21 protein-coding genes are annotated in these 23,468 nt (G+C 66.5%); 12 read left to right on the top strand and 9 right to left on the bottom strand.

Annotated elements, in window-relative coordinates:
* Positions 1 to 49 precede the first annotated feature (49 nt).
* Positions 50 to 703, bottom strand: a complete 654-nt coding sequence (kstR, locus tag AC0B44_RS05960; protein ID WP_471901999.1) for a cholesterol catabolism transcriptional regulator KstR — start codon at positions 701 to 703, stop codon at positions 50 to 52.
* A gap of 91 nt (positions 704 to 794) precedes the next feature.
* Here kstR and AC0B44_RS05955 point away from each other — a divergent pair, with 91 nt between their 5' ends.
* The 6 genes from AC0B44_RS05955 to AC0B44_RS05930 all read left to right on the top strand — a co-directional run bounded on the left by AC0B44_RS05955 (position 795) and on the right by AC0B44_RS05930 (position 7,756).
* Positions 795 to 2,930, top strand: coding sequence for an acyl-CoA dehydrogenase (locus AC0B44_RS05955; RefSeq protein WP_471901998.1), 2,136 nt, complete (start codon positions 795 to 797; stop codon positions 2,928 to 2,930).
* A 66-nt stretch (positions 2,931 to 2,996) separates the two neighbouring features.
* Positions 2,997 to 4,046 carry an acyl-CoA dehydrogenase family protein gene (locus tag AC0B44_RS05950; RefSeq protein ID WP_471901997.1) on the top strand — a complete coding sequence of 350 codons (1,050 nt, stop codon included), beginning with the start codon at positions 2,997 to 2,999 and terminating at the stop codon, positions 4,044 to 4,046.
* Positions 4,031 to 5,182, top strand: coding sequence for an acyl-CoA dehydrogenase family protein (locus tag AC0B44_RS05945; RefSeq protein ID WP_471901996.1), 1,152 nt, complete (start codon positions 4,031 to 4,033; stop codon positions 5,180 to 5,182). Before AC0B44_RS05950 ends, AC0B44_RS05945 begins: the two co-directional genes overlap by 16 nt.
* Complete coding sequence (locus AC0B44_RS05940) at positions 5,179 to 6,192, top strand: bifunctional MaoC family dehydratase N-terminal/OB-fold nucleic acid binding domain-containing protein (RefSeq protein WP_471901995.1); 1,014 nt, start codon at positions 5,179 to 5,181, stop codon at positions 6,190 to 6,192. The genes AC0B44_RS05945 and AC0B44_RS05940 overlap by 4 nt, the downstream gene beginning before the upstream one ends.
* Positions 6,189 to 6,593: a MaoC family dehydratase gene (locus AC0B44_RS05935; protein ID WP_471901994.1), complete on the top strand. Its 405-nt coding sequence runs from the start codon at positions 6,189 to 6,191 to the stop codon at positions 6,591 to 6,593. Before AC0B44_RS05940 ends, AC0B44_RS05935 begins: the two co-directional genes overlap by 4 nt.
* Positions 6,590 to 7,756, top strand: coding sequence for a lipid-transfer protein (locus tag AC0B44_RS05930; RefSeq protein ID WP_471901993.1), 1,167 nt, complete (start codon positions 6,590 to 6,592; stop codon positions 7,754 to 7,756). Before AC0B44_RS05935 ends, AC0B44_RS05930 begins: the two co-directional genes overlap by 4 nt.
* Positions 7,757 to 7,792: 36 nt before the next feature.
* Here AC0B44_RS05930 and AC0B44_RS05925 read toward each other — a convergent pair whose 3' ends face one another.
* Positions 7,793 to 8,833, bottom strand: a complete 1,041-nt coding sequence (locus AC0B44_RS05925; protein ID WP_471901992.1) for an ABC transporter permease — start codon at positions 8,831 to 8,833, stop codon at positions 7,793 to 7,795.
* Positions 8,834 to 9,070: 237 nt separating this feature from the next.
* Here AC0B44_RS05925 and AC0B44_RS05920 point away from each other — a divergent pair, with 237 nt between their 5' ends.
* Together AC0B44_RS05920 and AC0B44_RS05915 are read left to right on the top strand one after the other, a co-directional pair.
* Complete coding sequence (locus AC0B44_RS05920) at positions 9,071 to 9,493, top strand: DUF7144 family membrane protein (RefSeq protein WP_471901991.1); 423 nt, start codon at positions 9,071 to 9,073, stop codon at positions 9,491 to 9,493.
* Between the two features lie 63 nt (positions 9,494 to 9,556).
* On the top strand, positions 9,557 to 10,912 hold the full coding sequence (locus AC0B44_RS05915; protein ID WP_471901990.1) for a diacylglycerol/lipid kinase family protein: 1,356 nt from the start codon (positions 9,557 to 9,559) through the stop codon (positions 10,910 to 10,912).
* On the opposite strand, the gene AC0B44_RS05910 is transcribed toward AC0B44_RS05915, so the two are convergent.
* A complete protein-coding gene (locus tag AC0B44_RS05910; RefSeq protein WP_471901989.1) occupies positions 10,874 to 12,481 on the bottom strand; it encodes an MFS transporter in 1,608 nt (535 codons plus the stop codon). The genes AC0B44_RS05915 and AC0B44_RS05910 overlap by 39 nt on opposite strands.
* A gap of 192 nt (positions 12,482 to 12,673) precedes the next feature.
* On the opposite strand from AC0B44_RS05910, the gene AC0B44_RS05905 reads away from it, so the two are divergent.
* Both AC0B44_RS05905 and AC0B44_RS05900 read left to right on the top strand, forming a co-directional pair.
* Positions 12,674 to 13,651 (top strand): ATP-binding cassette domain-containing protein, encoded by a 978-nt coding sequence (locus AC0B44_RS05905; RefSeq protein ID WP_471901988.1) that lies wholly within the window; start codon positions 12,674 to 12,676, stop codon positions 13,649 to 13,651.
* Positions 13,648 to 14,451, top strand: coding sequence for an ABC transporter permease (locus AC0B44_RS05900; RefSeq protein ID WP_471901987.1), 804 nt, complete (start codon positions 13,648 to 13,650; stop codon positions 14,449 to 14,451). Before AC0B44_RS05905 ends, AC0B44_RS05900 begins: the two co-directional genes overlap by 4 nt.
* 28 nt (positions 14,452 to 14,479) lie before the next feature.
* Here the strand turns inward: AC0B44_RS05900 and AC0B44_RS05895 are convergent, their stop codons facing one another.
* From AC0B44_RS05895 to kstD, 4 genes are all read right to left on the bottom strand, one after another.
* Positions 14,480 to 15,481, bottom strand: coding sequence for an alpha/beta hydrolase (locus AC0B44_RS05895; protein ID WP_471901986.1), 1,002 nt, complete (start codon positions 15,479 to 15,481; stop codon positions 14,480 to 14,482).
* Between the two features lie 96 nt (positions 15,482 to 15,577).
* Positions 15,578 to 17,323, bottom strand: a complete 1,746-nt coding sequence (locus AC0B44_RS05890; protein ID WP_471901985.1) for a cholesterol oxidase substrate-binding domain-containing protein — start codon at positions 17,321 to 17,323, stop codon at positions 15,578 to 15,580.
* Positions 17,324 to 17,354: 31 nt separating this feature from the next.
* Complete coding sequence (locus AC0B44_RS05885; protein ID WP_471901984.1) at positions 17,355 to 18,215, bottom strand: MaoC/PaaZ C-terminal domain-containing protein; 861 nt, start codon at positions 18,213 to 18,215, stop codon at positions 17,355 to 17,357.
* Positions 18,216 to 18,258: 43 nt separating this feature from the next.
* A complete protein-coding gene (kstD, locus tag AC0B44_RS05880; protein ID WP_471901983.1) occupies positions 18,259 to 19,974 on the bottom strand; it encodes a 3-oxosteroid 1-dehydrogenase in 1,716 nt (571 codons plus the stop codon).
* 295 nt (positions 19,975 to 20,269) lie between these two features.
* Between kstD and AC0B44_RS05875 the strand changes: the two genes are divergently transcribed.
* A complete protein-coding gene (locus tag AC0B44_RS05875; protein ID WP_471902071.1) occupies positions 20,270 to 20,452 on the top strand; it encodes a hypothetical protein in 183 nt (60 codons plus the stop codon).
* A gap of 129 nt (positions 20,453 to 20,581) precedes the next feature.
* Here the strand turns inward: AC0B44_RS05875 and AC0B44_RS05870 are convergent, their stop codons facing one another.
* Both AC0B44_RS05870 and AC0B44_RS05865 read right to left on the bottom strand, forming a co-directional pair.
* Positions 20,582 to 20,944: a hypothetical protein gene (locus AC0B44_RS05870; RefSeq protein WP_471901982.1), complete on the bottom strand. Its 363-nt coding sequence runs from the start codon at positions 20,942 to 20,944 to the stop codon at positions 20,582 to 20,584.
* A 2-nt stretch (positions 20,945 to 20,946) separates the two neighbouring features.
* The gene (locus AC0B44_RS05865) at positions 20,947 to 22,095 is read right to left on the bottom strand and encodes a Rieske 2Fe-2S domain-containing protein (protein WP_471901981.1); all 1,149 of its coding nucleotides are present in this window, start codon (positions 22,093 to 22,095) and stop codon (positions 20,947 to 20,949) included.
* A 190-nt stretch (positions 22,096 to 22,285) separates the two neighbouring features.
* Here AC0B44_RS05865 and hsaA point away from each other — a divergent pair, with 190 nt between their 5' ends.
* Positions 22,286 to 23,461: a 3-hydroxy-9,10-secoandrosta-1,3,5(10)-triene-9,17-dione monooxygenase oxygenase subunit gene (hsaA, locus tag AC0B44_RS05860; protein ID WP_471901980.1), complete on the top strand. Its 1,176-nt coding sequence runs from the start codon at positions 22,286 to 22,288 to the stop codon at positions 23,459 to 23,461.
* Positions 23,462 to 23,468 lie beyond the last annotated feature (7 nt).

Genomic DNA, 23,468 nt, shown 5'->3' with positions numbered 1-23,468 from the left:
GCCACGAGGTGATGCCGGAACGCCCCGCGGGACCGTGTTTCCCGTTACATCAGGCGCCGGCGGCGGAGGGCGAACGAGCGCCGTCGCCGAGCAGCAGATCGACCGTCAGTTCCAGGCGGCGCGCGACGTCCGTCGCGGACGATCTGCGGGTCAGCCACGCAACGAGGTTGGACAACCACACGTCACTGATCACGCGGGCGATCGCGAGTTCTTCCTCGTTGGGTTCGCCGTCGTTCATGGCTCTGGCGAACAACCGGTCCATGAGCTTGCCGACCTGGTCCACTTCGGCGGCCGCGGACGCGTCGGCGAACATGAACGCGCGGGTCATCGCTTCGGTGAGCAGGGGGTCGCGCTGCATGGCCTTGGTGATGAGGCCGAGGATGAGATGCATCCGTTCGAGGGGGCTGTGTCCCGGCGGGATCTTGCCCTTGCCTTCGATCCGTGCGAACTCGCGGCCGAGGGCCGAGACGAGAAGGTGCACTTTCGAGGGGAAGTACCGATACAGCGTGCCCACGGCGACGTCGGCTCGTTCGGCCACGGCCCGCATCTGGACCGCCTCGTATCCGCCCTTCGACGCCAGCGCGAGGGTGGCGTCGAGTATCCGCTTACGGCGTTCCTTCTGGGCGTTGGAACTGAGATCGTCCTCGGTGAGGGCGGTCAACGTTCCGTTGCCGTGGGAACGTGAGCGGGACGGGGTGGCCATAACTTCATATCCTCACGCCTTGACTCTGAACCGGTGTCATATTAGAACACGTTCTAGGTAACCATGTCATTCCGAGAGGCGGAGACCCGCTGTGAGTATCGCCACCACCGAAGAGCAGCGGGCCGTCCAGGCGTCCGTACAGGCCTGGTCACGAGCCACAACTCCATTGGCAACCATACGACGGGAGCCCGGCGGTTCGTGGCGTGACGGCTGGTCGTCGCTCGCCGAACTCGGGCTCTTCGGTGTTGCTGTTCCGGAGGCCTCGGGTGGGTTCGGGGCCACCACCGTCGATCTCGCGGTCATGCTCGAGCAGGCCGCGCACGAACTCGCGCCGGGGCCTGTGCTGACCACCGCGGCCGCGGCACTCGTCTTCGGCCGCGCCGGGGACGCGACAGCCAAGACCACCGCGCAACTCGTGGAAGGTGCGGTGCCGACCGCCCTCGCGCTGGATTCGAGCGTCGCGGCAGAACCCGCAACCGACGGGTTCGTCCTCACCGGAGACGCCGGCCCGGCCGTCGCCGCCGAGCCCGGGGTGGCGGTGCTCGTGCGACTGTCCGGCGACACCGAACGCTGGGCGCTCGTCGACGCCGATGCTGCCGGTCTGACCGTCGAGCCGCTGGACACGATCGACAAGTCGCGTGCCCTCGCGCACGTGCGCCTCGACGGGGTCACCGTCACGGCAGACCGTGTCGTCGAGGTACCCGCCGGTTTCGTACGCGACGTCACGGCCGCTCTCGCCGCAGCCGAACTCGCCGGCGTCGCCGGATGGGCGCTGACCACAGCCGTCGAGTACGCAAAGATCCGTGAACAGTTCGGCAAGCCCATCGGTGCGTTCCAGGCCGTCAAACATCTGTGTGCCGAAATGCTGTGTCGCACAGAGAAGATCAGAGCGGTCGCGTGGGACGCCGCCCGAGCGGACGACACCGACCCGGGTGAACTTCCCGTTTCGGCGGCGGTCGCGGCCGCCGTCGCACTCGACGCAGCCGTCGACACCGCCAAGGACGCGATCCAGGTCCTCGGCGGCATCGGCTTCACCTGGGAGCACGACGCGCACTTCTACCTCCGCCGTGCCGTCGCCGCCCGTCAGTTGCTGGGCGGCTCGACCACCTGGCGTGCCCGTGTCACCGAGTTGGTTCGCGGTGGCGCTCGTCGGCATCTGGGTATCGATCTGTCGGAACACGAGGACGACCGCGCGCGGATCCGCGCCGACATCGCCGATATCGCGGGTCGGCCCGACGCCGAGCGCCGTGCCGCGCTCGCCGAATCCGGGTATCTCGCCCCGCACTGGCCGCCGCCGTTCGGACGCGGCGCGGGTCCGGCCGAGCAGATCCTCATCCAGCAGGAACTCACCGACGCGGGAATCGACCGGCCCGATCTCGTGATCGGGTCGTGGGCCGTGCCGACGATCCTCGAACACGGTACTCCGGAACAGCGCGAACGTTTCGCGTTGCCGACGTTGCGTGGCGACATCCTGTGGTGCCAGTTGTTCTCGGAACCGGGTGCCGGTTCCGATCTCGCGGCCCTCCGGACCACCGCGGAGAAGGTGGACGGCGGCTGGGTTCTGCGTGGGCAGAAGGTGTGGACGTCCCTGGCGCACGAGGCGGACTGGGCCATCTGCCTGGCGCGTACCGATCGCGACGCCCCGAAACACAAGGGCATCACGTATTTCCTCGTCGACATGAAGTCCGAAGGCATCGCCGTGTCACCGCTGCGGGAGATCACCGGTGACGCCCTGTTCAACGAGGTGTTCCTCGACTCGGTTTTCGTGCCGGACGACTGCGTGGTCGGCACCCTCGGAGGCGGATGGAAACTCGCCCGCACCACCCTCGCGAACGAACGGGTCGCCATGGGCGGCAAGTCGTCCTTCGGCGCGGCGATCGAAGAACTGCTGGAGTTGTCCGATCCCGGCGACGCCGTCGCGAACGACCGCATCGCCGTCCAGATCGGCGAGGCGACCGCCGGGTCGCTGCTGGACCTGCGCACAACGCTCGCGCAACTGGGCGGGCACGATCCGGGTGCGGCTTCGAGCGTGCGCAAACTCGTCGGGGTGCGTCAGCGGCAGAACACCGCCGAACTCGCGATGGACCTTGCCGGCGAGGCGGGCTGGGTGGAGGGCGCGCTCACCCGTGAATTCCTCAACACCCGATGCCTGACGATCGCCGGTGGCACGGAGCAGATCCTCCTCACGGTCGCGGCGGAACGGCTTCTCGGGCTGCCCCGGGACTAGGTGCGCTTCCCGCGGGACACCGCGAAGTGCTACAACTGGAACACGTTCTAGCAAGAGGTGGTAACGGTGGACTTCGCACGTGACGAGACGCAGGACGACGTGGCCGGCGTCGCGGCCGACCTGCTCGCCCGCGACCTGGGCGACGAAGACCTGTGGAGGGCGATGGCCGGCGCCGACCTGCTGTCACTGGCCCTGCCTGAGCGACTCGGGGGATCGGGCCTCGGTGTCGCCGAGGCCGCCACCGTGCTCACCGAGGTCGGTCGTACGGCGGCGCGGATCCCCGCGCTGACGACGATCGGGTTCGGCATCCTCCCGGTTCTCGCGCTCGCCACCGAGAGCCAGCAGAACACCTTGCTCGACGGTGTCTCCGGCGGCGCGGTCCTCTCCGCTGCGCTCGCCGAGCCGGGCCGGCCGTTTCCCGGCCGGCCCGGAGCCACCGCGACCGCCGTCGACGGTGGCCATGCCGTCACCGGATCGTTCGTCGCCGTGCCGTACGCCGATCGCGCGCGGTTCGTCCTGTTGCCCACGGACGCCGGTGTCGTCGCGGTCGATCCGGCGGCGGACGGCGTCACGCTGAGGGCCAGTCCCTCTGCGGTCGGTGATCCCGAGTTCTCCATGCGGCTCGACGGTGCGGTGGGGATCCTGCTCGGAGACGGCACCGACGGCGCCGATGCCGTGGCGACGCTCTACCGGCTCGCGCTCGCCTGCATCGCCGCATACTCGGACGGACTGCTCTCGGGCGCAACCGAACTCACCGCACATCACGTCAGTGAGCGGCACCAGTTCGGAAAGCCGCTCGCCACTTTCCAGGCCGTCGCCCAGCAGATCGCAGACGTCTATGTCACCGCCCGGACACTCCACGTCGCCGCGTTGTCCTCGGTGTGGCGCGTCTCCGAAGGGCTCGACGCGGCAGGCGATCTCGATGTCACGGCGTACTGGATCGCCGCGGAACTTCCCCCGGCCATGCGGGTGCTGCACCACCTGCACGGCGGCATCGGCGTGGACATGACGTATCCGCTGCACAGGTATTCGTCGACCGCCAAGGATCTCGCCCGCCTGCTCGGCGGCGCTTCGTACCGTCTCGACCTCGTGGGGGCCCGGTGTTTATCGATCTGACCGACGACCAGCGTGCGCTGCAAGCCGAACTGCGCAGCTATTTCTCCACTCTCGTCTCTGCCGACGAAGCCGCGATCATGCGCACCGAACGGCACGGACCCACCTATCGCGAGGTGGTCCGCCGGATGGGCAAGGACGGATGGCTCGGGGTCGGCTGGCCGGTCGAATTCGGTGGCCGCGGGTTCGGCGACGTCGAGCAGCAGATCTTCGCCAACGAAGCGATGCGCGCCGACGTGCCGTTGCCCGGTGTCACCCTGCAGACCGTCGGCCCGACCCTGCAGGTGTACGGAACCGACGAGCAGAAGCGGAAGTTCCTCCCCGCGATCCTCGCCGGTGAAGTCCATTTCGCGATCGGCTACTCCGAGCCCGATGCGGGTACCGACCTCGCCGCGTTGCGCACCACCGCGGTCCGGGACGGCGACGACTACGTGATCAACGGCCAGAAGATCTTCACCACCGGCGGGCACGACGCCGATTTCATCTGGCTCGCGGCCCGCACCGGTTCTGCCGACTCGCGGCACCGCGGGATCTCCATCCTGATCGTCGACACGACCGATCCCGGTTTCAGCTGGACGCCGATCATCACCTGCGACGGCGCGCACCACGTCAACGCCACCTACTACAACGACGTGCGTGTGCCGGCGAACATGCTGGTGGGCGAGGAGAACAAGGGCTGGCGGCTCATCACCACACAGCTCAACCACGAGCGCGTGATGCTCGGACCCGCGGGCCGGGTCGAGGGCATCTACGAGCAACTGCACGCGTGGGTGCGACGCCACGACCTGCTGGACGAGCCCGACGTGCGTCGTGCACTCGGCGAAATCCACGCGACGCATCGGCTCAACGAACTTCTCAACTGGCAGGTCGCGGCGAGCGAAAACGATGCCGTCGACATCGCTGACGCGTCGGCCACGAAAGTCTTTGCCACCGAACGCATCCAACGGGTGTGCCGCCTGGCGGAGGAGATCGTCGGACGGCACGGCGATCCTGCCGATGCCGACACCGCCGACCTGCTTCGCTGGCTCGACATGATGGCCAAGCGGAACGTCGTCATCACTTTCGGTGGTGGTGTCAACGAGGTCATGCGCGAACTCATCGCCACGGCGGGTCTGGGTATGCCCCGGGTGCCGCGATGACGGGCACGCCGAACACCGATCCGGCGAGCGGCGCGGCGGAGATCCTTGCCGCCGCCGAACGCGTGCGCAACGACGGCCCCTCCGCGCCCCGGCTCGGCCGTGATCCGGTCAATATGCCCATGATTCGGAACTGGCTCGAAGCGATCGGTGACGACAACCCGATCTACACCGACGAATCCGCTGCGGTGGCGGCAGGACACGGCGGCCTCGTCGCACCGCCCGCCATGGCCCAGGTATGGACGATGCGCGGCCTCGGCGCCGAACGGGAGAAGGACGACCCGCTCGGCCGGATGACGCAGATCCTCGACGACGCCGGGTACACCTCCGTGGTCGCGACCAACTGCGACCAGATCTACCACCGCTACCTGCGGCCGGGCGAACAGGTGACCATCGAATCCACCCTCGAGGACGTGGTCGGGCCGAAGAAGACCGGCCTCGGCGAGGGCTGGTTCTTCACCACCCGCAACCTGTGGCGGGTGGGCGACGAAGTCGTCGCCGAAATGTTGTTCCGCATACTGAAATTCGCCCCTCCCGGTCGCTCGGACGCGGATGCTCCGCGCGTGACGGTGCCCGAGGATCTGGACCCGTCCCGGCTGATGCGGCCGTCCGCGTCGCGCGACACGCAGTTCTTCTGGGACGGTGTCGCCGCCCACGAGTTGCGTATCCAGCGTCGGCCCGACGGCGCGCTGCAGCACCCGCCCGTTCCTGCCCTGTGGCTCGAGAAGGACGAGACGACCGAGTACATCGTGTCGTCGGGCCGGGGGAGTGTGTTCAGTTTCGTCGTGCACCACGCGCCGAAGGTGCCGGGCCGACAGGTCCCGTTCGTCGTCGCGCTCGTGGAACTCGACGAAGGTGTGCGCATGCTCGGGGAACTCCGCGGAGTCGCACCGCAGGATGTGAAGATCGGAATGCCGGTCGAGGCAATATATCTCGACTTCCCCGGCGACGACGACACCGGCGGAGCGCCGTGGACCCTGTACGCCTGGAAGCCCCTCGAGGAGGATTCGTGAGTATCGATGCGGTGACGGTCGGACATACGCTTCCGCCACTGTCGATCCACGCCGACCCGACGTTCGTCGTCTCGACTGCGCTGGCCACCCGCGACTTCCAGGACGTGCACCACGACCGTGACAAGGCCCGGGAGCGCGGTTCCAAGGACATTTTCGTCAACATCCTCACCGACACCGGTCTCGTTCAGCGTTACGTGACGGACTGGGCGGGCCCGCGTGCGATCGTGAAGTCGATTTCGCTGCGACTCGGCGTGCCCTGGTACGCGTACGACACCCTCACTCTCACCGGCACGGTCGCGGCTGTCGACGACGGCCTCGTCACGGTCGATGTCGTCGGGCGCAACGCACTCGGCGACCACATCACCGCGAAGGCGTCCTTCGTGATCGGAGACGCCGCATGAGCGAGTTGTCACGCAAGGCGGTGATCGCCGGCATCGGCGCCACCGACTTCTCGAAGGATTCCGGGCGCAGCGAGTTGCGCCTCGCGGCGGAAGCCGTACGTGACGCCCTCGACGACGCCGGACTGACCCCCGCCGACGTCGACGGTCTGGTCTCGTTCACCATGGACACCAATACCGAAGTGGCGGTTGCACGTTCGGTGGGCATCCCGAGCCTGAAGTTCTTCTCGCGCATCCATTACGGCGGCGGCGCGGCATGCGCCACCGTGCAGCAGGCGGCGATGGCCGTCGCGACCGGCGTGGCGGACGTGGTCGTCGCCTACCGCGCATTCAATGAACGGTCCGGAGCGCGATACGGGCAGGTGAACAGCACGCTGGCCGCCCAGGTCAATTCGTCGGGTACCGACAACGCGTTCTCCTACCCGCACGGACTGAGCACACCGGCGTCGTTCGTGGCGATGGTGGCGCAGCGGTACATGCACGTCTCCGGCGCCACCGGCGCCGATTTCGGAGCGGTCGCGGTCGCGGACCGGGCGCACGCGGCGAACAACCCGAAGGCGTTCTTCTACGGTAAGCCGATCACTCTGGAAGACCACCAGAATTCGCGCTGGATCGCCGAACCGCTGCGCTTGCTCGATTGCTGTCAGGAATCGGATGGGGGTGTCGCGCTCGTGATCACCACTCCCGAGCGTGCAAACGACCTGAAGCAGGTGCCCGCCGTGATCGCGGCGGCCGCGCAGGGCAGCGGACCCGACCAATACATCATGACGAGCTACTACCGCGACGGACTCACAGGTCTGCCCGAGATGGGCATCGTCGGAGATCAGCTCTGGCAGCAATCCGGTCTGCGCCCCCGGGACATCCAGACCGCGGTGTTGTACGACCACTTCACGCCGTACGTCCTCATGCAACTCGAGGAATTGGGATTCTGCGATCGTGGAGATGCGAAGAACTTCGTCGCCGACGGCATCGAACTCGGCGGCAGGCTGCCGCTCAACACCCACGGCGGGCAACTCGGCGAGGCGTACATACACGGTATGAACGGAATCGCGGAAGCGGTTCGCCAGATCCGCGGCACGTCGTGCAATCAGGTCGACGACGTCGAGAACGTGCTCGTCACGGCAGGAACAGGCGTGCCCACCTCCGGTCTCGTTCTCACGCGCTGACGGGAGGCGGCGGCCCGATCCGGGGCCGCCCGCCGCTCACTCGTGATCAGCGGCTGTGGTGTCGGTGATCGGATCGCGCAGCGCGGCGATGCCCGCAAGGACGAGACCGAACGCGACCCAGCAGCCGAGCACCACGCTCGGGAACCCGCTGCCGATGCCGCCGAAGAACGCGTTCGCGCGCAAGAGCGAACCGGTTGCTCCCGGGGGCATGAGCTGTCCGAACGTGGACCATCCGTCGGGAAGCCAGTTGCTTCCCGTTCCCAGTGCCGAGAGCGGATTTCCTATGAAAATCATCACGAAAGCGCCGACGGCGACGCCGACCGGCCCGAGCACGGCCTCGAGGCCGAGGACCGTCAGCGCGAGCGCACCCATGCCGAGCGCGAGACCCTCGGCGGTGAGCCAGTAGTTACCCGCCAGCGACCCGGTACCGAACTGGAGGATGGCGGTGAGGGCTGCCCCGGCGAACAACGCGAAGACCACGACGCCGACCAGGCGCAGCAACAGGCGGTTGCGTCCGGGGAACAGCTGCGTCAGTGCGATGGCCGGAATGAGCCCGCCGAAGACCATCGGGAGCGCCGCGGCGGTCAATCCGGCTCCGCGGGGGTCGTCCACAGGAAACGGCACCACCTCGTGCGTCCGCACGGGCAGTTGCTGCTGCTGGGCGACGACCGTTCCGACCGCGGTGATGGCGGCGGCACCGGGCGCGCCGGCCGCGGCGGCCGTGTAGACATCGACACCGTCGGCCGCGAACGCGATTCCCCCTGTAGCTTCGCGCTTCTGGATACCGGCGACGAGTTTGTCGGGGGAGTCGAAGCGGACGACGGTCCATTCGTCGGGGGCGAGGTTTCCCGCGACGGCGTCGACTGCGGGTTGCGGCCCGGCGAGGCCGAGCTTCATTTCGTGGGGTCCGCCGTGGATGGAGGGCAGCGCGAACGCGAGCAACATCCCACCGACGACCGCGGTGAGCCCGACAAGAACGGCGATCAGCCGGACCCACGAGCCGCGGGTCACCTTGTCGGTGGAAGCGTTTACGCCGGGGTTTTCGTCAGGTCCGCCGGCCGATGTGGAGCTGGACATCCTGCGTCCCTTCGAACGTGTCCGGTGGGTGCAGCGTGCGGACCGGAGAATCGGTCCCGGTATCCATGCTTCCACATGTCGTCGACGTCGGTCTGCGACCCGAAGGCGCTGGAATCCCGGACGGCGCGGCGATTCTACGGCACGGATGTGGCCGCCGGAGAGAAAACTCGATCTTGTGTACGGACGCAGTGACTGCGCGCATACTACGTCTATCACTCGCCTCCGGAAAGGACGGACATGTCCCAAGAAGTGCGTGCAACCCGCCGTGACCCCAGTGTGAAACAAGGTCTGGCGGCGGGAACATCGGTAGGTGCTGCCATCATTCTCGCGACGCTCGGCGTCGTGTCCGTGCTGCAGGGCATCGCAGCGGTGGCCGAGGACGAAATCTTCGTGGTGGGACTGGCGTACACCTACGAATTCGATGTCACCACCTGGGGTTGGATCCACATCGTGGTCGGCGCACTCATGATCCTCATCGGCGTGGCGCTGATGACGGGCACCACCTGGGCGCGAGTGACGGCAATAGTCATCGCCGCGATCTCCGTCATCGCCAATTTCTTGTGGCTGCCGTACTACCCCTGGTGGTCCATCCTCATCATCGCGCTCGACATCGTGGTCATCTGGGCGGTCTCCACCTGGGATCCGCGGGCGTACGCATAGTCGGGGGCAGGGAGCGCTGATCCGCGGTCGTCGGGTCGGCGCTCCCACTCCTGGTCACTGCTGATGTCCCCGCCGGTGCGAGAGTCCGGAAACCGCTTCGCCCTGTGGTCGGCACGCGCTGCCTGGATTCTTCTCTTGTCCGCGCTGGTGGTGCCGATCGTCGTCGCGGGACTGCGCGGAGCAGTCCTCCTCACCGCGGCGAGCATCGCGGCGGTGGTCGTCGGCGTCTTCGCGACCTTCGGAATCCTCACGCTGCGCGGGCTTCTCCGGGCGGCGGCGCTGGTGACAGCGATGCTCGCGCCTTTGATCGTGGTGACCGTGATCGTGGGGGAACGGGAGTTCTGGGTGCTCCCGCTCGAGGCGGGTCTGCTGCTGCTGGCGTACGGATGTGCTCGCGCCGCGCTGCGGATCCGTTCGTCCGAGGCGACGATGCCCGAGTACCCGGCGGCGCCCGTGCAACGGCCGTTCATCGTGATGAACCCGCACTCCGGGGGCGGGAAAGTGGTCCGCTTCGACCTGCAACGCCGGGCGGAGGAACTCGGAGCCGAAGTCTTCCTGCTGGACGGACCCGAACACGTCGACGTCGAAGAACTCGCGCGCCGGGCGGTGGAGAGGGGAGCCGATCTGCTCGGGGTCGCCGGCGGCGACGGTACCCAGGCGCTGGTCGCGGGTGTGGCTGCCGAACACGGGATTCCGTTCCTGGTCATCAGCGCCGGGACCCGCAACCATTTCGCCCTCGACCTCGGTCTGAACCGCGACGACCCCGTGGCAGGGCTCGAGGCGCTTCGCGACGCCGTCGAGTTGCGCGTCGATCTCGGGCGACTGGGCGGTCGTCCGTTCGTCAACAACGCTTCGTTCGGGGTGTACGCCGAAATCGTGCGCAGCCCGCAGTACCGCGACGACAAGGCCAAGACAGTTCTCGACCTGCTCCCCGATCTGCTGGACGGTAGCGCGCACCCGGGTCTGCGTGCACGCATCGAGGGCATGGTCCTCGACGATCCACGGGCGCTGCTCGTGAGCAACAATCCGTATACCACCGACGACCTTGTCGGGATGGGGAGACGTCTCCGTCTCGACCGGGGCACACTAGGTGTCGTCGCGCTCTCGGTCCACCGGGCCGGGCAGGTTGTCGGAGTTCTCCGCCGGGCGCGCAGCAGGGGCCTCGTGCAGCGGACAGCCGCAGAGGTCGTGGTGTACTCGGACGATCCCGAAATCGCGGTGGGTGTGGACGGAGAATCGGTGCGGGTTCCCTCCCCGGTGCACTGCACCGTCGTCCCCGGCGCGTTGCGGGTCCGCGTGCCCCGTAATCGGCCGGGCGTGCGGGTTCCCCGGCCGGTGCTGGACTGGGTTCAACTCTCCCGGCTCGCGGGGCACCGGAAGTCAGCCGCCGGGCTCGGAGCCGACCGCTCGGCGGGGTAGCCGGCCGGTGCCAAACAGCGCGGCCACGGCGAGGAGTGCGGTGACGCCGAATGCGGTCTGAAGTGCCTCGAGCCGGGAGTCCCCGTTGACCGCGACGATTGCGTCCCGCGTCGTCTCCTCCACGCCTGCATCGGTCAGGGCTTCCTCGAGTTGCGTATCCGAAAGGAACGGGACGCCGGAGGCGAGTCGCGTGTCGGCTTCCTGCTGGACGGACGGTGGGATGTCGGGATTGTTCTCGATGCCGATCACCGCCGACGACGTGAGAGAGGCGATCATGACGGATCCGATCAGAGCGGTGCCGAGTGATGCGCCGAGATTGGTGGCGGTGTTCTGCAACCCGCCGACCTCGGCGCTCTGTGAGTCGGGCACCGCGGAAACCGTCACCGCGCCGAGTTGCGACGCGAGTGCGCCGAGCCCGAGTCCCATGAGCAACATCGGCACAGCGACCACGGTGGCGTCGGCGCCCGGGTCCATTCCTGCCGTCAGGATCAGGATGCCGGCGATCATGAATCCGAGACCGGCGCGCACGACACGGCGGGGATCGGCGTGGGGCCGCAGTTTCGGAATTCCTGCGGCTGCGAGGATGAGCGCGATCGACAGCGGGAGAATGCGCAGCCCGGTTTCGAGCGCACTCAGTTCCAGGACGACCGACAGGAACAGTGGAACGGTGAAGAACACTCCCGCCTGTACGACGAACTGCGCGAAGAACATACCGAGACCGCCCGTGAGCTGACGGTTGGTCATGAGCCGGGGATCGACCAGCGGAACCCTGCCTCGGTGCAGCAATGCGGTCTGCCGTCTCAGGAATCCGTAGAGCACCAGGAGTCCCACGACGAGAAGCCAGATCACCGGTGAGACACCGAGTACTTCCGGTCCTCCGGTAGTGCTTCTGATCCAGCCCCATTCGCTCGAACGCAGGACGCCGAACACCACCATGGCGAGCCCGGCGACCGACAGGACGGAACTGATCACGTCGAGCGAAACACGCTCCGGTGGAACATTCTTGACCTTTCGCAAGGCCAGGAGGATGACTACGACGATGACCACTTCACCGAAGAACACGTAACGCCACGAGAAGAAGGTCGTGACGGTGCCGCCGAGCAGAGGTCCGACGGCGACGGCCATGGCACCGGCCGCGGCAACGAGTCCGTATGCCGCAGAACGGCGTTCAGGGGGAAAGTTCGCTGCGACGAGAGAGACGATGGCAGGCATGATCAGCGCGGCCCCGAGACCTTCCAGGAGCGACCATCCGACGAGCAGCACGGCGAGGTTCGGAGCGAGTCCGGTGACGAAGGAACCGACGCCGTAGACCACCAATCCGATGGCGAGTGCGCGCCGGCGACCGAGGATGGTGCCGATCTTGCCGCCCGTGATCATCGTCGAAGCCATGACGAGGGTGTACAGCGTGATCGCGGTCTGGATGCCGGTGACGGTGGTGTCGACATCCTGTGCGACCGTCGCCATGGAAACGTTCATCACGGACGTATCGAGCGTCATGAGGAACTGGCTCGCCGCCAGGACGGTGAGCACGAGGGTGGAACCCGACCGGTTCGTCGGTTGCGGGGACATCGCTGCGCTCATTGGTGACCGTCTTCGCGTGGCACGAGGCGAATCGACTTTCGGCACCCAGTACAGCAGCCTACTGTGGTTGGCGCGGCGTATCGCTGCCTTTCCCGGGCCTGTGCGATGAGAAAACCTGTCGAAACGTGTCGGTCCTTTCGTGCAGACTGACGAGCACAAACCACCAGTCAGGGAGGACTCATGGCGGATGCCATAGTCGTAGAAGGACTGATCAAGACGTACGGGGATGTCAAAGCCCTCGACGGAATCGACCTGAACGTGCCCGAGGGGACGGTCACCGCGCTGCTCGGCCCCAACGGGGCAGGCAAGACGACGATGGTCCGGGTCCTCACCACGCTGATAGTCCCCGATGAGGGCAGTGCTCATGTCGCGGGCTTCGACGTCGTCGCCGACGCCGCCGCACTCCGCTCCCACATCGGCGCGTCGGGGCAGTACGCGGCGGTGGACGAATACCTCACCGGCTTCGAAAACCTCGAGATGGTCGGCAGGCTCTACCACCTCGGCGTCAAGCGCAGTAGAGACAGAGCGCGCGAGTTGCTCGCGCAGTTCGACCTCGAAGATGCCGGTGACCGCCCGGTCAAGGGCTATTCGGGAGGTATGCGCCGCAGACTCGATCTCGCGGGCGCGCTGGTCGCCGAACCTCCCGTCCTCTTCCTCGACGAGCCCACCACCGGCCTCGACCCCCGCGCTCGGCTGGCGTTGTGGGAGGTCATCGACACATTGGTTGCGCGGGGTACCACCCTCCTGCTCACCACGCAGTACATGGACGAGGCGGAGCGACTCGCCGACGACATCGCGGTGATCGATCGCGGCAAGGTCATCGCCCGCGGCAGCGCCGACGAACTCAAGAGCAAGGTAGGCGCCGAACGCATCGAAATCGGCGTGCCCGACCCCCGGCACCAGGAGATCGCGTGCCGCGAACTCGTGTCGGTGGCGGCGGGAGAAATCAAGCTCGACCAGGGCACCGGAATGATCACCGTTCCCCTGAGCGGTGTGGGAGACAGTATGGGCGCCGAGGCGCTCGCCGCAGCGTTGGGAAAGCTCGCGGTGGCGGGCGTGAGGGTGTCCGACGTCGCCTTGCGGAAACCGACCCTCGACGATGTATTCCTGACGCTGACGGGCCATGAGGCCGAAAAGGTCGAGGAGGCTGCGCAGTGAATTCGTTGCAGATGGTCACGTCGGACGGGCTGACCATAGCCAAGCGCAACATGATCAAGATCAAGCGAGTGCCCGACCTCATGGTCTTCACGATGCTCTCGCCGATCATGTTCGTGTTGCTGTTCGCGTACGTGTTCGGGAGCGCGATCGACATTCCCGGAATGTCGTATCGCGAATTCCTCATCGCCGGCATCTTCACGCAGACCGTGATCTTCGGTTCTACGTGGACCGGGCTGGGCATGGTCGAAGACCTCCAGAAGGGCATCATCGATCGATTCCGGTCGCTGCCCATGGCGCCGTCGGCGGTCCTGATCGGGCGGACGACCACGGACGTGCTCATCAATGTCGTCAGTCTCGTGGTGATGTCGTTGACCGGCCTGGTGGTCGGTTGGCGGATCCATTCGTCGGTCGGCGAGGCCGTGGCGGGTTATCTGTTGCTGTTGCTCTTCGCCTACGCGTTGTCGTGGGTGATGGCGGTGGTCGGAATGTGGGTCCGCACGCCGGAGGTGTTCAACAACGCGAGTTTCATGGTGATCTTCCCGCTGTCGTTCGTCGCGAACACCTTCGTCGATCCGTCGTCGATGCCGCCGGTGCTCCGCACGGTCGCCGAGTGGAATCCGCTCTCGGCGCTCACCCAGGCTGTGCGTGATCTGTTCGGGAACACCAACCCCATGGTGCCGCCACCCGATGTGTGGCCGCTGCAGCATCCCGTCGTCGCATCGCTGCTGTGGACCGCGCTGATCCTGATCGTGTTCGTGCCGTTGGCCATCTACCGGTACAAGAAGGCGGTCAGCCGCTGAGACCGTCGGGGGGATGCCGGCGGGCAGACTAGCCCGCTTGTTGTGCCGCCCAGTCGTCGATGACCGCTGCGAACTCCGCCGAGACGGGGAGCAGCGCGATCACGTCGGCGGCGCTCGGGGGCAGTGGACCGATCTCTTCGAGATGGTGGTTCGAGGTGGCGAAACGCTCGAACCGCAGATCGGTGTGCTCGAGCGCGTGGCGTAGCGGGTCGATCTGCTCGCAACTGATGTTGAGATCCTTGTCGGAGCAGGTGAGCATCACCGGGATGCCGGCCTCGAGTCGCGCAGCGAGTGCCGGAGGGTCGAGCCGATCGGCCTCGGAGAGGAACTTGGCGTTGTCCTCGTTCACGCCGAGCTGCGTGACGATCGGATGCAGGTCCGCCGGGACGGTTCCCGTCGTGCGCAGGGATTCGACGGCCCGCGCCACGTCGGTTCGAACCGTTTCGGCCTCCTCGGGGCTCAGCTGCCCGGACTCGCTCACCGCCGTGAGCTGAGCGGAGATCAGGTCGAGGTAGCGCATCGGAAGAGGCTGCAACAGGCCGAATCCGCGCCCGACTCCGCGGTCTGCCAGTGCGAGCGCCGTCAAACCGCCTTCGCTGTGTCCCAGGACCAGGATGTCCGACGTGGGGACGCCTGTGCGCTCGGCGAGCAGGTCGGCCGCGGCGGCCGCATGATCGACCTGGTCGGTGAACCCGTACTCGCCGATGGTCTCCGTGGTGTACCTGCCCGGCCCCGTCTCGCCTGCGCCGATCTTGTCGAAACGCAGCGATGCAATCCCTTGTGCTGCCAGGGAATCCGCGATCCGGATCAGCACATCCGAGCGGGCGATACCGGACTGGTTGCCGTTGCGGTCGCTCGGTCCGCTACCCGGGATCAGCAGCGCGGCGCCCTTGGTGTCGCCGTCCGGGGTGCGGAGGCTGCCGTGGAAAGTGGTGCCGTCGGCGTCGAAACTCACGGCGGCGTCCTGGCCCGAGGGTGCGACGACCGAGCCGGTGGACGGCAGTGCCGATGCCGTTCCGGCGAGCGTCATCCCTCCGCCCAGTACCAAGATCGGTACCGCTACCGCACCAGCCCACCGCCGCAGATTCCGCATGGGGCAGAACATTAGCAAAGCTGACGAGCCCTCTCAGGGGAGCAACGTGTCGATGAAACTGTTGCTGAAGACGCGATGTGGATCGAGGCGATTGAACACCGCGCGCGCCGAATCCCAGTTGTCCTCTGCCGGCACGCCTTCCCGATATGTCTCCGGAAGTCCTCGCGAGATGATGGCCTCGTCGGTGTACGGCAGATCCGGACCGAATGCCCAGCCCTTGGACCATTCGGGCCGGAAGGTGGAATCCTTGCCGTTGTAGCGCTGCCTCATCCACTGTTCCATTTCGCGGTAGAACGCGAACATGCCGGGCGTGCCCGGTACACCGAGCACATTGAGCCAGATGGCCGTGTCCCACTCCGGGTGGTCGGGGCGGGGACGCGTCGACGCGAGTGTCGGCGGTCCGGCCGAAGGAACCAGGACGTCTTCCGGCCGGTCGAGACCGCAGCATCGGATCTCGACGGGTCCGTTGAGGGGGTACTGCCCGAGCGCGCGGTAGTGCTCGATGCGCTCCTGGAACCAATGTGTGAAGTCGTGGATCACGTTCGGAATGTTCGCGCGGTTGGTGAGCACAGCTCCACCGCCCTCGGTCAGCCGCAGTGTCGTCGCCTTGATGTAGAACTGCAGGTCCTTCGACCAACCCCAGATGTCGGACGACGCCGTTGCTGCCAAACCCGCGACCGTCACGCCGTAGTAGGTCTGCCCGAACGCCGGGGCGATCGAGGTGTTCCCCGCCGTCAGCTGACCGAGCAGATCGGTGATCGGCTCCGGGACGTTGTCGGAGAACGGATAGTTGTAGGGGCCGTTCACCTCTCGGGACGCGGCGGGTTTTTCGGGGGCGAGCGACCAGACCTTCAGCCACGGCTTGTCGGTGAAGGGATACCAGATCGCCTCGGCGCGACCTGAGCTGCGCACGAACGATTCGAAGGTGCGACCCGGAGCGCCGGCGGGGGAGAACAGTTCGTCCCAGGGGATATCGGTGAAGCTCTGGCAGCGCATCCGGTAGTTGGGGCCCGCCTGCATGGTGACGGAGGTGACGAACGTGCGGCCCAGATGGCTGAGCAGCGGGGTGATGTCGGAGTCCGCGCGGGTGAATGTGCGCAACGAGTATTCGCTGCCGTTCCACACGACCGCGGTGAGTTCCGTGACGAGGTTGCTGAGCGAGCCGAAGGTGTGTCCGGGAACGGGAGATTCGCCGTCGGCGGGTAACCCGGCACCGTGGGCGTTCACGGCGAGCGAGCCTGCGATCGTCAGTACACCCGGGGCGGGTAGGTTCGCCCAGCCGAGGCCGTGTTGCTGAAGCGCGGTCGTGATCGCGTCGAGCGTGGCGCCGGGACCCGCCGTGACCGTCGGGGGAGAACCACCCGGATCGACGTCCACCCAATTCAGGTGCGCGACGGTGTCCGCGAGGATTACGCGGTCGATGGGTGCGCCGTTGACGATCGTCAGCGGTGTCCAGCCGTGCATCGCGCCGCGCGGGCGGATCGTGTAGCCGTTCCGGTGTCCCCAATTGACCAGTCGTACGACGTCGTCCGGGGTTCGGGGTGCGCAGGTCCAGATAGCGTCCAGCATGATCTCCTTGGACCAGTTCTGGTACGCCTGCTGATAGAGGGCGATGCCTTCCGGGAATGCCGGCGGCGTCGGAAGGGTTGTCGCTGCCGATCCGGACGGGACGGCGTGGGCCGGAACCCAGCCGCCCAGTGCCGTGGCCGCCAGCGTCCCGGCACCTGCCGCGAGGAAGTTGCGCCGGGACAGCCTCGACGCGGAGTCTCGAATCGTCATGTTTGCAATCAGCTTTCGGAGGAGTCCGTGATCACGACACGGTCAGGACGACATCGGCAAGTGCGGGGGCCAGATCACGTTCGACCACCGAGGCGGTCACGAGCTTGCGGGAACCTTCATCCCAGACGCGCACGCGCAGCGTCTCCCCGGGGAAGACCACACCCGCGAACCGTGCCTTGAATCCTGCGAGCCGCGCTGCATCCGAGTCGAGGAGTGCGTCGGTGACTGCCTTGCAGACGATCCCGTATGTGCACAGTCCGTGGAGGATCGGAGCGGGAAAGCCTGCTGCAGCGGCGAACTCGGGATCGGAGTGCAGCGGATTGCGATCGCCGCACATCCGGTACAGGAGCGCTTGCTGGGGCAGGGTCGGCACGTCGATTTCCGCGTCGGGTTCGCGGTCGGGAAATCCGACCGACTCGGACGGCCCACGTTCACCGCCGAATCCGCCTTCACCGCGCGCGAAGATCGACGAGCGGGCCGTCCACAGCGGATTGCCGTCGAGATCCTCGGTGGTGGACTCCTGGACGATCACCGCGGCTTTGCCTTTGTCCCACACCTCGGAGATGCGAGTGACGGTGCGGCCCTTGCCCGACGCCGGAATGGGCGCGTGCACGGTCACCTCCTGGCTTCCGTGCACGACCTTCGCCAGGTCGATCTCGATCCCGGGGAACGACACCTTCGGCGGCTCGATCTGGTGGAACGTGGCGGCGACCGTCGCGAAGGTGGGCAGCACCTGGGGACCGTGGTCCTTCAGGTACCGCAACTCACCGGGTTCCGTCGGGCGTGATCCGGCACCGAGACCGAGGTTGTAGAGCTGAACGTCGCTGCTCGTCCACGAGAATTCCTGGGCGGGCAGTTCGGCGCCGAGGGCGACGGCGGGATCGATGGGCACGCGGAGTGGTCCTTTCGAGAGACGGGCGCAGCGGGTCGGGTGATCAGAGACTTTCGGCTGATTCGGTCAGTTCGTCGTCGACGTGTCCACCGGGCGCGGAGTCGAGGATGTCGAGCACAGCCAGGTAACCGAAAACCATTGCAGGGCCGATCGTCGCGCCCGGACCCGCATACGTGTGGCCCATGACGGGAGAACCGACGTTGCCTGTGGCGTAGAGACCGTCGATCACCGTGCCGTCCTCCCGCAGCACCCGTGCGTGGACGTCGGTGACGAGGCCGCCCTTGGTGCCCAGATCGCCGGGCACGACCTTGAACGCGTAGAACGGGGCCTTGTCCACGACCCCGAGGCTCGGGTTGGGCTTGTTGCGGGGGTCGCCGTAGTAGTGGTCGTATTCCGATTCGCCGCGCCCGAAGTCCTCGTCCTTGCCTGCGCGTGCGAAACCGTTGAAGCGTTCGACGGTGTCGGTGAGTGCCGAGGCGGGCACTCCGATCTTCTCGGCGAGTTCGCTGATCGACCCGGCCTTCACGAGTACACCGGCCTTCTCCCAGCGGCCGGGGAACGGGGTGCGCGGCGTGATGCCCGCGAACGTGTACCGGTCGCGGTAACGCTGGTCGAGGATCAGCCAGCTCGGAATGTTCTCTCCGGGTCCCTCTCCGCGTCCGTGCTTTCCGCCGTACATCGCGTGGGTCGCTTCGACGTAGGGCGCCGACTCGTTCACGAATCGTTTTCCGGCGCTGTTGACCATCATGCAGCCGGGAAGGCTTCGCTCCGACAATGCGAACCACGGTCCGCCGGTGAGGGGGAAGGACGGGCCCCACCATGCGTCGTCCATGAAATCGACCGCAGCGCCGAGCTTCTGGCCGGCGAGAATGCCGTCCCCGGTGTTGGCCTTGGCGCCCACCGTCCACTCCGTGCCGATCGGTGCGCGCTGGTACTTCTTGCGCATCTCGTCGTTGTGCTCGAAACCGCCGCTGGCGAGGATCACGCCCTTGCGGGCACGGATGACCTGCTGCTCACCGTTCGACTCGACGGTGACGCCCCGGACGACGCCGTCCTCCACGACGAGGTCGGTCAGTGCGGTGTCGAGCAGCAGGGGGACACCGGCGTCGCGCAGTCCGATCCGCAAGCCCGCCATGAGGGCCTGGCCTCGCACCAGCAGATGCTTCTTGGTGACGTTCGCCCAGACGAAGCGTGCTCCGACCCGCAGAGCGCGGAGGGGGCCGCGGGGGTTGCGCACCAGAAGGTTCAGCCATTTGTAATCGGCCTGTGTGATGACGAAGTTCTTCGGTGCCCGAGCGTAATCCGGTTCGAGGAGCGCGAGATCGTCGCCGAGGCGGCGGCCGTCGAAGGGTGTCGGCTCCACGGAGCGGCCTCCGGCACGGCCACCGGGTGCCTCCGGGTAGTAATCGGAATACCCCGGGACCCATTGCAGTTCGAGTGCGCTGTGCTTCTGGACGAACGACAGCATCTCGGGTCCGCGATCGATGTAGGTGTCGATCTTCTCGACGGGTACGACATCGCCGATGATGCTGTGGAGGTAGGTCCGGGCGGCCTCAGGAGTGTCCTCCACGCCGGCCGCGCGGAGTGCGTCGTTGTTGGGGATCCACACGCCGCCGCCGGAACGGGCGCTCGAACCGCCGTATCGGGACGCCTTCTCGATCAGGACGACGCTCGACCCCTTTCGGGCGGCGGTGATCGCGGCGGTCATTCCGCCGGCGCCGCTGCCGACGACGACGATGTCGTACTCCTGATTGCTCATGTAGAACACGTTATAGAACGAGGGGGTTGCTAGTCCATCTTTTCTGTACGGCACGGTATTCGCGCGGGCGGACTGGAGCAGAACCCGTTCCAATATTGGGAGCGGGCGGATGGCGCTGCGGCAAGGCCGCGTCGACCGGGTGAACGACCTCGGCAGGGGCGCCGTGAATGACCGCAATGCCCGCTTGGTGGAAAACGGTGTGTTTGTTCGTTTTCGAGGTGGGTATCCGCAGCCCGTCCGAACATGTCGGACACATCATCGACTGCGAGGTGGAGCCGTGCGTTTGTTGACTCTCTTGGTGCTGGTCTGGCTGGTGATCGGTGGCATCGCTGGTTGGCAGCGAGGCTACTTCGGAGACTCGGAGCAGAATTGCAGCAGCTTGGCCACGGTGGCGACCACCGTCGTTGCCGGCCCGCTCAACTATGCGGGTGTCAATCCCCAGGTCGAATGCGAGGGACTGCCTGAGCCGAGCCAGTAAATCGGCGGGCCCTTGTTCGCATTCTGTACCGGTGGAGTGCACCGGATCGCTCTACGACACATCCCCGGCGGGAGTTCTCTGCCGGGGATGTGTCTGTTCGGGTACGGGCGCCCGTGTGGCTCCGAAGATCTACGGCCCCGACGGGTCGGGAACCGAGATCGCACCGTCGAGCACTGCGCGCTCGATCGAGGCCCGCAACTGCGGGCAGCCCTCGCGGGGGCTGATCGACGTGCCGGGAGTGACGCCGGAGTCGCGGAAGGTGGGGCACACCGCGTCGGGATCGTCCTGCCACTGCACGCTCGTGTGCTTGTAGCTGTTCTTACGTACCAGTACGCAGGTGCCGCATTCCCGGCATTTCACCTCGTGCTGGCCCGACTCGAGATAGTTGATCTTGTCGATTGCGGTCTGGGTGGCGATGGCCTCGACCCGATCGGGCCGATCGGCGAAGTCGGGAGACTTCGCCCACCTTCGCTGCCGGGTCGAGGAACTCATCGTCAGACCTCGGCTTCCTGCTTGCCGGACTTCTCTTCGGTGGCCTTGCGCGCCAGATTCTCGGCGACTTCCTTCTCCCAGGCCTCGTTGGCCTTCGCGGTGTCGACCTCGAATTCGAACCGGCCCGTCATCTTCTCGGTGACGTCGGCGACGTCGACGTAGAACTGTTCGTACCAACGACGCAGTTGGTAGACCGGTCCGTCCTCGTCGCACAGCAGCGGGTTCTCGATCTTGGTCTTGTTCTTCCAGATCTCGACGTCCTGGAGGAAGCCCTCACCGATGCCCTCGGTGAACTTGGCTGCCAGCTTGTCCGACTGCTCGTCGGACATCCCGGTCGGCTTCTTGACGATGATGCCGTACTGCAGCATGAACGAGTCGTGCGTGACCGGGTAGTGGCAGTTGATCAGGACCGACTCGACGTTGTACCCGCCGTAGCTGTTGGTCATCGGGTTGATCATGTAGGAGGGCCCGTAGTACGCCGCGTACGACTCGAGGGTGGATTCGAGTCCGTACTGCGTGGACATCCCCTTGTCGGGGCGGCCGCGCGTGTTGAGGTACTGCTCCGCGACGTGGCCCTCGAACACGTTCTTGAAGAACGTGGGGAAGGCGAAGTGGATGTAGTAGAAGTGCGCCATATCCACGACGTTGTCGATGATCTCGCGGCAGTTCGCGCCCTCGATGAGGATCTGGTTCCACGTCCAGTCCGTCCACTCACCGGTGCCGTGATGCTCGATGTCGGGAATCGTGACCTCGGGCGGCGGCGGATTGCCCTCGGGGTCGTTCCACACGAACAACTGGCCGTGCTTGACCATCGTGGTCCACGCGCGGGTGCGTGCCAGTGGGGGGACTCGGCGCGAGTAGGGGATCTCGGTGCACTTGCCGTTGCCGCCCCATCGCCAGTCGTGGAACGGGCACGCCACCGAGTCGCCCTTGATCTCGCCCTGGGTCAGGTCGCCGCCCATGTGGCGGCAGTAGCCGTCCAGCACGTTCAGATCGCCCTTGCTGTCGGCCCACACCACCAGTTTGGTGCCGAAGGCTTCGACGGCATGGGGACGTCCGTCGGCGAACGTCCTGCTGAGCCCGAGGCAGTGCCAGCCCCGAGCGAACCGCGTCCGGGCTTCGCCGATGTCGATCTCGCGAATCTGTGCCATGTCAGCTCACTTCCTTCCACAATCTCTTGTTAGAACACGTTATAGAATCGAGCCTCGAAGGGGAAGCGAACCGGGACTTTGGTCCTGAGCATTAAGGGATGTATCCGCAGATCCCGCGCTTCTCGACACAAATAGGAACATGTTCTAGTCTCGGTACAAGCATCAATTCCTGAACAGACGGGAGCGTCCAGTGGGCGACCACGACAGCCACGAGGTACTGCAGCGGATCGACGCACTGCTGCCCACCCTGCGCGAACGTGCGCAGGAGGCCGAGGATCTGCGCCGTGTGCCCGACGAGTCGGTCAAGGCGCTTCAGGAAGCCGGGTTCTTCAGGTTGCTGCAACCGGCCCAGTGGGGTGGCTACGAAGCGGACCCGGTGACCTTCTACACCGCGGTGCGCAACATCGCGAGCGCCTGCGGGTCCACCGGGTGGGTCTCCGGCATCATCGGCGTCCACAACTGGCACCTCGCCCTGTTCGGCCAGGAGGCGCAGGAAGAGGTGTGGGGCGAGGATCCGGACGTCCGCATCTCGTCGTCCTACGCCCCGATGGGTGCCGGTGAGGTCGTCGACGGTGGTTACAAGGTCAGCGGCGCCTGGGCATGGTCGTCCGGATGTGACCACGCGAGTTGGGTGGTCGTCGGTGGTCCCGTGATCAAGGACGGTCGCCCGGTCGACTTCGGCAGCTTCCTCATTCCCCGATCCGAGTACGAGATCGACGACGTGTGGAATGTGGTCGGACTGCGCGGAACCGGCTCGAACACCATCGTCGTCAAGGACGTCTTCGTGCCGCGTCACCGGTTCCTCAGCTTCAGGACGATGAACGAGCTCGCCTCGCCGGGCCTCGAGCAGAACACCGCACCGGTCTACAAGATGCCTTGGGGCACCATTCATCCCACGACAATCTCGGCGCCGATCGTCGGTATGGCCTACGGGGCGTACGACGCTCACGTCGAGCATCAGGGCAAGCGTGTCCGCGCCGCCTACGCCGGCGAAAAGGCGAAGGACGACCCGTTCGCCAAGATCCGCATCGCCGAGGCGTCGAGCGACATCGATGCCGCCTGGCGCCAGCTTTCGGGCAACGTCGCGGACGAATACGACTGCCTGCTGCGGGGTGAAGACGTCCCGATGGAGATCCGCCTGAGGGCGCGCCGCGACCAGGTCCGCGCGACCGGCCGTGCCATCGCCTCGATCGACCGGCTTTTCGAGAACTCCGGCGCGACCGCGCTCGCCAACGGGACGCCGATCCAGCGCTTCTGGCGCGACGCGCACGCCGGCCGCGTGCACGCCGCCAACGACGCCGAACGCGCGTACGTGATGTTCGGCGCCGCCGAGTTCGGCCTCCCGCTCAACGACACGATGGTCTAGGAACGCC

This window comes from Rhodococcus sp. NPDC019050 (assembly GCF_055664235.1).
This window is presented reverse-complemented; position numbering and strand designations above follow the sequence as displayed.

Coding starts and splice junctions, on each gene's coding strand:
- AC0B44_RS05890 (WP_471901985.1), bottom strand. CDS start 17,323: ATGACGATTCGAGACTCCGCGTCGAGGCTGTCCCGGCGCAACTTCCTC.
- AC0B44_RS05930 (WP_471901993.1), top strand. CDS start 6,590: ATGAGCGAGTTGTCACGCAAGGCGGTGATCGCCGGCATCGGCGCCACC.
- kstR (WP_471901999.1), bottom strand. CDS start 703: ATGGCCACCCCGTCCCGCTCACGTTCCCACGGCAACGGAACGTTGACC.
- AC0B44_RS05940 (WP_471901995.1), top strand. CDS start 5,179: ATGACGGGCACGCCGAACACCGATCCGGCGAGCGGCGCGGCGGAGATC.
- AC0B44_RS05870 (WP_471901982.1), bottom strand. CDS start 20,944: ATGAGTTCCTCGACCCGGCAGCGAAGGTGGGCGAAGTCTCCCGACTTC.
- AC0B44_RS05865 (WP_471901981.1), bottom strand. CDS start 22,095: ATGGCACAGATTCGCGAGATCGACATCGGCGAAGCCCGGACGCGGTTC.
- AC0B44_RS05905 (WP_471901988.1), top strand. CDS start 12,674: ATGGCGGATGCCATAGTCGTAGAAGGACTGATCAAGACGTACGGGGAT.
- kstD (WP_471901983.1), bottom strand. CDS start 19,974: ATGAGCAATCAGGAGTACGACATCGTCGTCGTCGGCAGCGGCGCCGGC.
- AC0B44_RS05915 (WP_471901990.1), top strand. CDS start 9,557: ATGTCCCCGCCGGTGCGAGAGTCCGGAAACCGCTTCGCCCTGTGGTCG.
- AC0B44_RS05910 (WP_471901989.1), bottom strand. CDS start 12,481: ATGTCCCCGCAACCGACGAACCGGTCGGGTTCCACCCTCGTGCTCACC.
- AC0B44_RS05895 (WP_471901986.1), bottom strand. CDS start 15,481: ATGACGCTCGCCGGAACGGCATCGGCACTGCCGTCCACCGGCTCGGTC.
- AC0B44_RS05920 (WP_471901991.1), top strand. CDS start 9,071: ATGTCCCAAGAAGTGCGTGCAACCCGCCGTGACCCCAGTGTGAAACAA.
- AC0B44_RS05925 (WP_471901992.1), bottom strand. CDS start 8,833: ATGTCCAGCTCCACATCGGCCGGCGGACCTGACGAAAACCCCGGCGTA.